The sequence below is a fragment of the Demequina sp. NBRC 110057 genome, assembly GCF_002090175.1.
Classification (GTDB): Bacteria; Actinomycetota; Actinomycetes; order Actinomycetales; family Demequinaceae; genus Demequina.
On sequence record NZ_BBRN01000005.1, the window covers coordinates 97,785 to 109,827 of the forward strand.

A 12,043-nucleotide genomic window follows, 5' to 3' on the forward strand; every position below is an offset into this window, starting at 1 on the left:
GTTTCATCTGTCTTGCAGCGCGGCGGTCGACCGCCACAGCACCCAGTCGCCCACGTCGCTGAGGTCCTCGCAGTCGCGCGTCGCCGCCTCCTGGCACAGGAAGCCGGTGACCGCGGAACCGTCTGCGAGGAACACCTGTCCCACGCCCAGCGGCGCGGGGATCTCCGCCACCACGGCGCCGAACCCGGCGAGCGGAAGCCGCCACACCTCGCCCACGATCGGGGCGCCGTCCGCGGACCCCTCGGCGAGCACCATTCCCGGGCGCGCCGGCTCCCCCGGGAGCGCATACAGCCGGTACGCCGGCGCCGTCGTCGCGCGCCAGATCAGTCGCCCGCCGCGTGCCGTGAGCAGCCGGTTGAGAGGCTGGCCAGTGCGGTGGGCGCCGATGACGAAGAGGTCCGCCTCGTCGGGTTCGGGACAGCGTGCGGCCGATGCCGCGGCCGGCTCCCCGCCCGCCGTCACCTCGGCGCCGACGACCGCCGTCGACAGCTCCCGCGCGATCGTCAGCAGCCGCGCGTCAGAGAAGGCATGCCCTGTGAGCATGGCCCCAAACTCGCCGCCGCCCACGCGTCCGGCGGGAAGCGCCACCGCCGCCATGTCGAGCTGGTTGGCGAAGTTGGTGAAGCGACCCATCCTGGAGTTCGCCCCCACCGGGTCCGCGGCCACCTGAGCGAGGGTGGGGTGCCACGTGGTGGTGGGGGTGAGCACCGCCGCGGCGTCCGCGAGCAGGTCGCGAGCCTCGGCCCGGTAGCCCTCGAGCGTGCGCTGGTCGGCAAACAGCGCCGCCGCGCTGTGACCTGCGCCGGCGAGCACGATGCCCGCGACGGTGGGGTCGAGGTCCCCGCCGATCGCGTCGCGGTGCTGCTCGAGGTGAGCCCCCACCGCGGCGTAGCGCTCGGCGACGAACGAGGACTCGTACAGCATGCGGGCGGCGTCCAGCAGCGGGGCGATCGAGCGCTCGACCACCTCGTACCCGGCGCCGCGGGCCGCCTCAACGACCCGCGCGAACGCCTCGGCCCAGCCGGGCGCGAGCTCGCCGAGGTCCGCCTCGGTGGGCACCACGAGCCGGGTGCGGGCCGCGGAGCCGAGCGGCGCCGGGACCGGCGCGCGGCGCGACAGCGGGTCGCCGGCATCGGGGCCGGACATGATCTCCACGGCGAGCGCCGCGAGCTGCGGGTCACGCCCGAACACCGTGACGCAGTCGAGCGAGGCGCACGCGGGCACCACGCCTGTGGTGGGGACGAGTCCGCGCGTGGGTTTCAGCCCCCAGATCCCGTGCAGGGCGGCAGGCACGCGACCCGACCCCGCGGTGTCGGTGCCGAGCGCCAGGTCGACAAGGCCCTGCGCGACCACCACGCCGGAGCCCGAGGACGAGCCGCCCGAGATGCGGGTCGCATCGGCAGCATGCCTCACGGCACCGTAGGGTGAGCGGGTGCCCACCAGCCCGGTGGCGAACTGATCCATGTTGGTCTTGCCGACGATGACGGCGCCGGCCGCGCGCAGCCGCGCCACGGCAGGGGCGTCGGCGGCGGGCTCATAGCCGTAGGTGGGAGCAGCCGCCGTGGTGGGGCAGCCGGCCACGTCGATGTTGTCCTTGACGGCGACGAGCACTCCCGCGAGCGGCAGATCCTCCCCGGCCGCCGCGCGCGCGTCGACCCGCTCGGCCTGGTCCGCGAGCGCCTCGCCCGGCACCAGGTGAATCCACGCCTCCGGCCGCTCGGTCACTGCGACGGCGGCGCGGAACCGCGCCACCGCATCGGCCGCGCTCACGCCTCACCCGGGTCGGTGACGATGACCCGCAGCGGAGTCGGGTTGAAGTCGTTGCACGGGTTGTTGACCTGCGGGCAGTTGGAGATCACGACCAAGACGTCGCGTTCCGCGCGCAGCGCGACCCGCTTGCCCGGCCCCGAGATGCCGTCGACGATGCCGAGCGTGCCGTCCGCCTCCACGGGCACGTTCATGAACCAGTTGATGTTGGACACCAGGTCCCGCGGACCCAGCCCGTGCGCTGCGCCCTCGAGCAGGAAGTTCTCGCGGCACGCGTGGTGGAATCTGGTGTGGTGGCCGTAGCGCAGCGTGTTCGACTCCTTGGAACACGCGCCGCCGATCGTGTCCTGACGCTCGACCTCGTTCGCGACGATCGTCATGAGCGGGTTTCCCTCGTTGGACAGCAGCACCGACCCGTCGACGAGGTAGGCATTGCGCTGGGCGACGAGCGTCGCCTGAACGGAATAGCGCTCGGCGTGGTCGGCCGCGTCGAAGACGAGGCAGTCGCCCGACTGGTTGCCTCCCACGTCCACCAGCGTGAAGACGTGGCCGGCGCGCACCACTGCCGACCAGCCGGCGCGCGGGGCGATCTCCTCGTCGAGCACCACGGCGCCGGGGACGGACGGCTCGGAACGGTCGAAGTAGTCGGCCTCGTGAGTGGCCCAGGTGACGGTCATCGGATCCCCTTGACGAGAAGGTGCTGCTGGGTGTTGAGGTAGGCGCGGGTGCGCTCGGGCGTGGCGGACCACCACGGATCGGAGGGGGCCGATGCCGCGGCCGCCCAGGCGTGCACCCTCAGCGGGGTGACGGTGTAGTCGTCGCGCGGGTCCAGCGGGTGCGCGGCGTTGGCGATGAGGATGGTCAGCGGCATCTCGGCGATGAGTTCGACGCTCGCCCCGGCGCCCGCGGCGCCGGTCCATTCCAGTGCGCCGTCGGCGGCGACGCGCACGCCCTTGAAGAAGGACACGCTGGGCGGCAGGTCGCGGGGCTCGAGGCCCTCCTTGGTCCCCGCCAGGCGCAGGAGCTCGCGCCCCGCGGCTGTCGCGCTGTGGGCCTCGCCCGCGCCGTAGCGGCTGGCGTTACCGGCGAGCGTCGTCACGCCGCAGAAGGCGTCGTGGTGACCGCCGGCGCCGTCAGTGGCGATCGTGGCGAGGACGCGCCCGTCTCCCGACAGCAGCGGGTGGCCGGCGCCCAGGTAGGCCTGCCAGGGGATCTTCTGGGTGTCGGCGACGTTGAGCCGCTCGGCGGTATTGAGGGCGGAGTAGACCACCACGTGCGCGCACGCGTCTCCCTCAACATCCTCGAGCCGGATACGCGTGCCGCGCGCCACCGTGGCGTGCGTGTAGCCGGGCCCGGCGACGGTCTCTGCCCACGTCAGCGCGGCCGGGTCGACGCCCGCGGGGACGTGGGGAGACGACGACGGCGGCAGATAGGGCATCGCCTCCACGGAGATGTCCGCGCGGCCGCGCGCATCGTCGCGCGCCTGGGCCAGGGTGGCGGTGCCGGAGCGGCGCCCCGCGCCGAGGTCGATGGTGGGGTCTGTCGTCACTGCGTCTGTAGTCACGGCCGTCTACCTTTCGCTCGATAGGTAACAGCGAGCATAAGCGCGGACTGTTACATCGACATTTCGCCCGCGCAACCTCTGAAAGAATCCCGGCGGGGCCGGATAGCCTGGAGCGGCCATGACGAACGACGACGCCTCCTCGGCCCCCGCCTCCGCCACGCCCGCGCGCCGCTCGCGCCCCCACGGGAAGGAACCCGTGGGACGCGACCGCATCCTCGAGGCCGCCGCGGTGCTGTTCGTCGAACAGGGCTACGCCGCGACCACGACGCGGCAGATCTCCGCGGCCGTCAACATCAAGCAGCCGTCGCTGTACTACCACTTTCCCAACAAGGCGGCGATGCTCAACGAGCTGCTGATCGACACCGCGAAGCCGTCGATCGCGAAGGCACGGGAACTGCTCGCCGACGAGGACAGGGACCCCCTGGCGCGCCTGCTCGAGCTGATCCGCTTCGACGTCCACCTGCTCGCATCGGGCCCGTCCAACATCGGCGCGCTGTACCTGCTGCCCGAGACCAACGAGCCGATGTTCGGCACGTTCCAGGCGCTGCGTCAGGAGCTGGTGTCGACCTACGGCGCGCTGCTGCGGCGCACCATCGCCGCGGGCCGCGCCGACGTGGACGATCCCGCCGCGACAGCCGCCCTGCTGTTCTCCCTTGTCGAGGGCGTCATCCTGCGCCGCGCCGACGACCGCAACCTCGATGCCGCCCGCGTCGCGGACGGCATCGAGACGGCGACCTTAAGGATCCTGGGCGCGACGCTGTAGTCCAGCGGTCCGCCGCGCCGGGGCCCGGGACTAGGCGATGGCCGCCGCGACCTCGGCTGTCCGCACGGCGACCACGGCGTCGCCGGGGGCGACGGTCGAGCCCGCGGGCGTGAGCACCGCCTCGATCATTCCCGCGTGGGTGGCGACAAGCGCCGTCTCCATCTTCATCGCCTCGACGACGGCGACCACGTCGCCCTCGGCCACCTCGTCACCCTCGGCGACCAGCACCTTCCACACGTTGGCGGCGAAGGGCGCCTCGACGGCGACGCAGCCCTCGGGGATCTCGGCGGCCGCGGTCGCCGCGGCGGGCTCGATGGCGCGGTTGAACTCGCCCGACGCCTCCCACCGCTCGCGCTCCTCGGCGAACGCCGCGCGCTGGGTGGAGCGGAACGCGGCGATCTCCTCCGCGTTGTCCGCGAGGAACGCAGCGTGCTCCCGCATGGACAGCGTCCCCTCGACGATCTCGGGCCGCCACAGGCCCGCCGTGAAGTCGGCGCGCAGTCGCAGCAGCTCGTCGGCCTCGACGGGGTACCAGGAGATGCGGTCGAAGAAGTCGAGCAGCCACGGGCGCGTGCCGTCGACTGCGCGGTCGTCGCCGGCAAACGATGCCCAGCGGTCCCATACCTGGGTGGTGCGGCCCACGAACTGGTAGCCGCCGGGGCCCTCCATGCCGTAGATGCACAGGTACGCGCCGCCGATGCCCACCGAGTTCTCGGCGGTCCAGGTGCGGGCGGGGTTGTACTTGGTGGTCACCAGGCGGTGGCGCGGGTCGAGCGGCGTCGCCACGGGCGCGCCAAGGTACACGTCACCCAGGCCGAGCACCAGGTACTGGGCGTCGAACAGCGTCCGGTAGACGTCGTCCACGCTGTCCAGGCCGTTGACGCGCCTAATGAACTCGATGTTCCACGGGTTCCACGGGGCGTCGTCGCGCACGCCGGCTTCGTAGCGGGCGATGGCCTCGCGCGTCGCGGGGTCGTCCCACGACATCGGGAGGCGGACGTGGCGGCTGGGCACCACGAGGTCCTCCGCGTCGGCGACGTCGGCCGCGAGCGCGAGGAGGCCGTCGAGCGCCTCGCGGGTCACGAACGCGGGGTCCTCGAAGGTGACCTGGAGCGAGCGAATGCCGGGCGTCAGGTCGCGCAGCCCGGCGGGCGGGTTCTCCCGCAGGGCACGGTGGAGGACGTGGATGCGGGCGCGCAGCATGAGGTCGAGCTCCAGCTCGCCCAGCTCGATCAGCACCGAGTCGTCTCCCTGACGGCGCAGCACCAGGCCGTCGCGGTCGGCCAGGACGCCACGCGGCGCGCCGGCCGGCTCGGGGTGCGCGGGCTCGAGGCGCACCATGCGCACGGTGTCCCCCGGCGCAAGCTGGCCAAGCTTCCACCGCTCGGCCTTGGCGATCGTCACCGGGGTGACGAAGCCGCCGAGGCTCGGGCCGTCGGGGCCCAGCAGCACGGGGGTGTCCCCAGTGAAATCCATGCCGCCCACCGAATACGGGGTGTCGTGGATGTTCGAGGGGTGCAGGCCGGCCTCGCCGCCGTCCTGGCGCGCCCACTGGGGCTTGGGGCCCACGAGGCGCACGCCGGTGCGGTCGGAGTTGAAGTGCACCTCGTAGGGGGTCGACAGCACGGCGTCGACATCCTCCTGAGTAAAGAAGTCGGGGGCGGAGTGCGGCCCGTCGAGCACCCCGATCTCCCAGGTGCGGCCGATGCTCGGGCGAGCCTCGAGCGGCACCGTCGCCACCGCATCGGCCGTCGTCACGGCCTCGCCGAGCGTGAGGACGTCGCCGAGGACGAGGGCGCGCCCCGCGTGGCCGCCGAAGCGGCCGAGCGTGAACGTCGCCTTGGAGCCGAGGTGCTCGGGGACGTCGATGCCGCCCTCGATGAGCAGGTAGGCGCGCAGGCCCGCCTCGACCTGCCCCACCTCGACGGTGGAGCCGGCCGGAATGACAAAGGGCTCCCACATCGGCACGGGGACGCCGTCCACGCTCACGGAGACGGGCGCGCCGGTGACGATGGCGCGGCGCTCGACGCCGAGGCGCAGGCGGGGGCCAGACACGGTGCACTCGAGCCCGGCGGCCTGCGGGTCGTTCCCGAGGGCCTCGTTGCCCAGGCGGAAGCTGCGGTCGTCCATGGGGCCCGACGGCGGCACGCCGATGTGCCACAGGCCGGTGCGGCCGCCCGCCTCCTGGACAGTGGTGAGGAAGCCGGGGGCCTCGACGCGGACGTCGTCGATGGCGGCGATGTCGCCGCTTCCGAGCGTCGCGGTGGTGTGCCTACCCGCGGCGACGACGGGGGCGGTCGCGATCGCGGAGAGCAGCGCGAGGTTGGTCTGGATGCCGTCGATGCGCGTGGCCGCCAGGGCCGCCGCCTGACGCTCCCACGCCTCGGCGCGGGTGGCGCCGGCGGTGATGACCTTGGCGATCATCGGGTCGTAGCGGGTGCTCACCTCGGTGCCGGCCGCCACCCACGTGTCGATGCGGGCGTCGGCGGGGAACACCGCGCGCGTGATGGTGCCGGGACTGGGGCGGAAGTCGGAGCCCGGGTCCTCGGCGTAGACGCGGGACTCGACGGCGTAGCCGCTCACGGGGACCTCGCCGGTGGCGCGGTAGGGGTCGAGGAAGCTCGCGTCGCCCGTGCCGAGGGTCAGCATCCACTCGACGAGGTCGACGCCGGTGATGGCCTCGGTGACAGGGTGCTCCACCTGGAGGCGGGTGTTGATCTCGAGGAACGACGCCTCGCCGGTGCGGGCGTCGACCACGAACTCGACGGTGCCGGCGCTGCGGTAGCCCACCGACGCCGCGAGGGCGCGAGCCGTCGAGTGCAGCTCGGCGCGCACCGCGGGATCGAGGTCGAAGGCAGGGGCCTCCTCCGCCACCTTCTGGTTGCGGCGCTGGAGGGTACAGTCGCGGTCCCCCAGCGTCACGACGCCGCCGGCGCCGTCGCCGAAGACCTGGACCTCGACGTGGCGCGCGTCGTCGATGAAGCGCTCGGCGAAGACGCCGCCGCCCGCGACGTCTGCCACGCGCCGCACCGTCGCGAAGGCGGCCTCGACCTCGGCGAGGTCGCGCAGCACCGCCATGCCCTTGCCGCCGCCACCGCCGGCCGCCTTGATGATCACGGGAAGGCCGATGCGCTCGATCTCGGCGCGTGCGTGCTCCGCGTCGGCGAGGTCCTCTGTCGCAGCGGCCAGCGGGACGCCAGCCGCCACCGCGTGGGCGCGGGCCGCCTGCTTGTCACCGAAGGCGTCGATGTGGTCGGGGCCCGGCCCCAGGAAGACGATGCCGGCGGCCTCGACAGCGCGGGCGAAGGCGGCGTTCTCGGACAGGAAGCCGTAGCCGGGGTGGATGGCCCACACGCCGTGGGCGAGCGCGACCTCGACGATCTGCGCGATGTCCATGTAGGGGTCGGTGTCGCCGCGGCGCTCGAGCCTCACCGCCTCGTCGGCCGCGTGGACGTGGGCACTCGCGCCGTCGTCGTCAGCGTAGATGGCGAGGGACGTGCCCCCGAGTGCCGTCACGGAGCGCGAGACGCGCACCGCAATCTCCGCCCTGTTCGCGATGAGGACCTTGCCGATGGCCATGACTGCCGCCCTTCGTCGTGCTGCCGAATGGCGACGACTCTATCGGGCGATAGTTACTGGCGTGTTTCGGGGAGGAAACGATGCGCGCGCGGCCGGGCCACCGCATCGGCCGTCCGCACGCGACGGGAGAAGCCGCCGACACGGCGAGGCCCGGCACGCGACACGACGAGGCCCCGATCCCTCCAGGGGACCGGGGCTCGCCGTGTGTGGCTCGGTGTTACTTGGCGGCCTTGCGCGCCTTACGCGGGGCCTTCGCCTTGGACTCGGCCTCGGCGGCCTCCTCCTCGCGGGCGGCGACGTCCTCGTAGCGGATGCCGTAGTAGGCGGCCTGCATCATGACCTTCATGTCGGCAAGCATCGGCAGGCGCGGGTTGGCGGGTGCGCACTGGTCCTCGTAGGCGTTCATGGCGAGCGTGTCGAGCGAGGCCATGAACTCGGTCTCGTCGATGCCGATCTCCTGGAACGAACCCTCGATACCCACGGCGGCGCGCAGCTCCTCGACGGCCGTGGCGTAGGCCTCGACGGCCTCATCGGGCGTCGAGTGGGCGAGGCCCAGGACCTTGGCGATCTCCTGGAACCGCTCGGGAGCCACGTAGGACTCCTGCTTGGGCCACGAGGTGGGCTTGGTGGGCACCTTGCCGTTGTAACGGATCACGTGCGGCAGGTAGACGGCGTTGGTGCGGCCGTGGGCGACGTGGAAGGTGGAACCCGTCACGTGGCTCATGGCGTGCACCAGGCCAAGGAACGCGTTGCCGAAGGCCATGCCGGCGATGGTCGCGGCGTTGTGCATCTTCTCGCGCGCCTTCTCCGCCTCGGGGCCACCCTCGACGGACGTCGCGATGTTCTCGAACACCAGGCGGATCGCCTGCAGCGCGAGGCCGTCGGTGAAGTCGTTCGCGTAGACCGAGACGAATGCCTCGGTGGCGTGGGTCAGGGCGTCCATGCCGGAGTCGGCGGCCACGCGGGAGGGCAGCGCACGGGTCAGGACCGGGTCGACGATCGCGACCGACGGGGTCAGCGCGTAGTCGGCGAGCGGGTACTTGCGGCCCGTCTCGGTGTCGGTGATGACAGCGAACGGCGTGACCTCGGCGCCGGTGCCCGACGTGGTCGGGATGCACACCAGCTGGGCGAGCTCGCCGAGCTGCGGGAACGCGAAGGCACGCTTGCGGACGTCGAAGAACTTCTCCTTCAGGTCGCTGAAGACCACGTCAGGGTGCTCGTACATGAGCCACATGACCTTCGCGGCGTCCATGGGCGAGCCGCCACCCACGGCGATCAGGGTGTCGGGCTTGAAGGCCCGCAGCACCTCGGCCCCGGCGGTGACCGTCTTGATGGACGGCTCGGGCTCGACGTTGTCGATGATCTGGACGGAGACCTTGTTGTTGCGGCGGTTCAGCACGTCGAGGATCTTGTCGACGATGCCGATGCGGGTCATGGTGGCGTCGGTGATGATCGTCACGCGCTCCACGTCGGGCATCGACTTGAGGTAGCGGATCGAGTTGGGCTCGAAGTAGGTCTTCGCCGGCACCTTGAACCACTGCATGTTGTTGTTCCTCCGGCCGATGCGCTTGACGTTGATCAGGTTGATCGCGGACACGTTGTTGGACACCGAGTTGTGGCCGTAGGAGCCGCAGCCGAGCGTGAGCGAGGGGAGGAAGGCGTTGTAGATGTCGCCGATTCCACCCTGCGAGGAGGGCGAGTTGCAGATGATGCGGACGGCCTTGACGCGCTGTCCGAACTCCTGGATGACGGCCTGGTCGGTCGCGTGGATCGCGGCGGAGTGACCGAGGCCGTGGAACTCGACCATGCGCTCGGCGTAGTCGAGCCCCTGCTCGGTGGTCTCGGCGCGCAGCACGGCGAGGACGGGGCACAGCTTCTCGCGGGTCAGCGGCTCGGACTCGCCCACGGTCGAGACCTCGGCGAGGATGATCGAGGTGTCGGCGGGAACGGTGAAGCCGGCCTGCTCGGCGATCCAGGTGGGGTGCTTGCCCACCACGTTCGGGTTGAGCTTGGCGCCGGCGCAGTTCTCGCCGGAGGCGGTGACGCCGAAGATGAACTCCTCGAGCAGCGCCTTCTCCTCGGGGGTGACCCGGTAGGCGTGGAGGCGGTCGAACTCGCTCAGCGCCTCGTCGTACAGCGACGAGTCGAGGATGACGGCCTGCTCCGAGGCGCACACCATGCCGTTGTCGAACGCCTTCGAGATGACGATGTCGTTGACGGAACGCTTGAGGTTGGCGGAGGCGTGGATGTAGGCGGGAACGTTGCCGGCGCCGACGCCGAGCGCGGGCTTGCCGCACGAGTACGCGGCCTTGACCATCGCGTTGCCGCCGGTGGCCAGGATGAGCGCGACGCCGTCGTGGTTCATCAGCTGGTTGGTGGCGTCAATCGACGGGTGCTCGACCCACTGGATGCAGTGCTCGGGGGCGCCCGCGGCGATCGCCGCGTCACGCACGGCCTTGGCGGCCGCCACGGAGGACTGCTGGGCGCTCGGGTGGAACGCGAAGATGATGGGGTTGCGGGTCTTGAGCGAGATGAGCGACTTGAAGATCGCCGTCGAGGTGGGGTTGGTCACCGGGGTGATGCCCGCGATGACGCCCACGGGCTCGGCGATCTCGGTGATGCCGAGCAGCTCGTCCTCGTGGATGACGCCCACGGTCTTCATGGGGCCCATGGAGTGGGTGACGTGCTCGCACGCGAAGATGTTCTTCACGGCCTTGTCCTCGAAGACGCCGCGGCCGGTCTCGTTGACCGCCTGCATGGCGAGGTCGCCGTGCTGGCTGAGCGCCGCGACCGACGCCTTCTTCACCAGCATGTCGACGTCCTCCTGCGTGAACGCGGAGTAGGCCTGGAGGGCGCGCTGGCCGTTGGCGACCAGACGGTCGATCTCGGCCGCGATGGGCGACTGGCTTTCCTGGACCGGGGATTCCTGCGTGGCGGTCATGGTGTTCTCTTCTCCCTTGACGAGGGGCTCCTGGCGGCTCCCCTGATACTCAAGAAACTACGCCCGCGTGATCCCCGTCACATGAGGCCTACGTCCCGTAGGACCAATGTCCTACCAGGGGTTTCGCTTCTGAGAATGGCCGATGCTGTGGCCACCACCGTGCGCCGGTGGCCCCTCGCGCTACGACGAGGCGAGGGTGTCGCCGTGCACCACGGCACGGTCGCGGCCGGCGGACTTGGCCGCGTACAGCGCCTCGTCGGCGCGCGCGAGCGCGTCGACGAGGCCCTCCCCCGCCTCCACGACGGCGAGGCCGAAGCTCACCGTGGAGCCGGCCGGAGCATCGGCCGTGTGCACCGCCATGAGCCGCGCGAACTCGCCCGAGGCAGCCAGCGCCGCCTCCGCGTCGGCGTCCTCGATGACGGCCGCGAATTCCTCGCCTCCCCACCGGCAGGCGAGAGGATCGGCCCCCAGCACGGCGCGGCACGCGTCGGCGAAGGCGACCAGCGCCGCGTCGCCCGCGGCGTGGCCGTGGGTGTCGTTCAGCTCCTTGAAGCGATCGAAGTCGGCGAGCATGACGGTCGCGGGACGCTCGCCGCGGGACGCGAGCACCGCCCCCGCGCGGCGCAGGAACGGGTCGCGGGTGAGCAGGCGGGTGAGGTCGTCGCGCTCGGCGCGTCGCCGCCACCGCTCGGCCACCTCGAAGCGGCTGATCTCCGTCACCGAGTACGTGACGACCACCATGGCGAGCATCACGACGATGGTCGTGGTGGCGGGACCGGCCCACACCGTGTACGCGTCCGACGCGGGACCCAGCGTGACGTAGGTGAGCGCGCGCGTGGCGTAGAAGGCCGCGAGCACCGTCGCGGTCAGCGCGACCGAGGCGACGGCGACGCGCACACCACCGCGCCTGTCCCCCTGGACGGCACGCGGCTGCTCCCCCAGCAGCAGCCACAGCTGCCACGCGGCGAGCCCGAACTGCAGCGCCATGCCCAGCATGAGCGCCGCGGTTCCCGACACCGCCCCGCCGTCGCGCGGACCCACGAGCGTGGCCACCGCGATGAGCACAGGCACTGCGGCGAGGCGCCACGCGTCCGTGGCAAGGCCGCGCAGGGAGCGGGCGGCGGCCCACGCGAACCCGGCGCTCAGCACCGACAGCGCGTTGCCCGCCGCGTCCGCGACCGCGATCCCGACGCCGCTGTCGAGCAGGTACAGGACGGAGCTGGTCGAGGACAGCACCACCACCAGGCTCCACCACCGCGCATAGGGGGCGCGGGTGGCCAGGTAGGTGCCGAAGAAGACGAGCGCGAACGTCAGGAGACCCACCGCGGCCTGTGCCACACGCAACGTCTCCAGGTCGAGCATGCGATGAGCCTACGGTGAGCGCACCGCCCTGGGAAGAGCGAAAGCCCTGGTGAGAGACTCACCAGGG

Annotated in this window: 7 protein-coding genes; 1 reads left to right on the forward strand and 6 read right to left on the reverse strand. The window is 71.8% G+C overall.

The features are described 5' to 3' along the window. Positions 1 to 3: 3 nt before the first annotated feature. From atzF to B7K26_RS08910, 3 genes are read right to left on the reverse strand one after another with little or no spacing between them, the layout of a single operon-like run. Positions 4 to 1,770 (reverse strand): allophanate hydrolase, encoded by a 1,767-nt coding sequence (gene atzF, locus B7K26_RS08900; protein ID WP_084078819.1) that lies wholly within the window; start codon positions 1,768 to 1,770, stop codon positions 4 to 6. Continuing rightward, positions 1,767 to 2,444: an urea amidolyase associated protein UAAP2 gene (locus B7K26_RS08905; protein WP_084078821.1), complete on the reverse strand. Its 678-nt coding sequence runs from the start codon at positions 2,442 to 2,444 to the stop codon at positions 1,767 to 1,769. The genes atzF and B7K26_RS08905 overlap by 4 nt, the downstream gene beginning before the upstream one ends. Continuing rightward, positions 2,441 to 3,331, reverse strand: a complete 891-nt coding sequence (locus tag B7K26_RS08910; protein WP_234998769.1) for an urea amidolyase associated protein UAAP1 — start codon at positions 3,329 to 3,331, stop codon at positions 2,441 to 2,443. The genes B7K26_RS08905 and B7K26_RS08910 overlap by 4 nt, the downstream gene beginning before the upstream one ends. A 118-nt stretch (positions 3,332 to 3,449) precedes the next feature. Here B7K26_RS08910 and B7K26_RS08915 point away from each other — a divergent pair, with 118 nt between their 5' ends. Next, positions 3,450 to 4,094, forward strand: a complete 645-nt coding sequence (locus B7K26_RS08915) for a TetR/AcrR family transcriptional regulator (RefSeq protein WP_084078824.1) — start codon at positions 3,450 to 3,452, stop codon at positions 4,092 to 4,094. Positions 4,095 to 4,124: 30 nt separating this feature from the next. On the opposite strand, the gene B7K26_RS08920 is transcribed toward B7K26_RS08915, so the two are convergent. From B7K26_RS08920 to B7K26_RS08930, 3 genes are all read right to left on the reverse strand, one after another. Beyond that, the gene (locus B7K26_RS08920) at positions 4,125 to 7,673 is read right to left on the reverse strand and encodes a 5-oxoprolinase/urea amidolyase family protein (RefSeq protein WP_084078826.1); all 3,549 of its coding nucleotides are present in this window, start codon (positions 7,671 to 7,673) and stop codon (positions 4,125 to 4,127) included. Between the two features lie 217 nt (positions 7,674 to 7,890). Next, the gene (adhE, locus tag B7K26_RS08925) at positions 7,891 to 10,614 is read right to left on the reverse strand and encodes a bifunctional acetaldehyde-CoA/alcohol dehydrogenase (protein WP_084078828.1); all 2,724 of its coding nucleotides are present in this window, start codon (positions 10,612 to 10,614) and stop codon (positions 7,891 to 7,893) included. 180 nt (positions 10,615 to 10,794) lie between these two features. Beyond that, a complete protein-coding gene (locus B7K26_RS08930; RefSeq protein ID WP_084078830.1) occupies positions 10,795 to 11,976 on the reverse strand; it encodes a diguanylate cyclase in 1,182 nt (393 codons plus the stop codon). Positions 11,977 to 12,043 lie beyond the last annotated feature (67 nt).

Coding starts and splice junctions, on each gene's coding strand:
- B7K26_RS08920 (WP_084078826.1), bottom strand. CDS start 7,673: ATGGCCATCGGCAAGGTCCTCATCGCGAACAGGGCGGAGATTGCGGTG.
- B7K26_RS08930 (WP_084078830.1), bottom strand. CDS start 11,976: ATGCTCGACCTGGAGACGTTGCGTGTGGCACAGGCCGCGGTGGGTCTC.
- B7K26_RS08905 (WP_084078821.1), bottom strand. CDS start 2,444: ATGACCGTCACCTGGGCCACTCACGAGGCCGACTACTTCGACCGTTCC.
- B7K26_RS08915 (WP_084078824.1), top strand. CDS start 3,450: ATGACGAACGACGACGCCTCCTCGGCCCCCGCCTCCGCCACGCCCGCG.
- adhE (WP_084078828.1), bottom strand. CDS start 10,614: ATGACCGCCACGCAGGAATCCCCGGTCCAGGAAAGCCAGTCGCCCATC.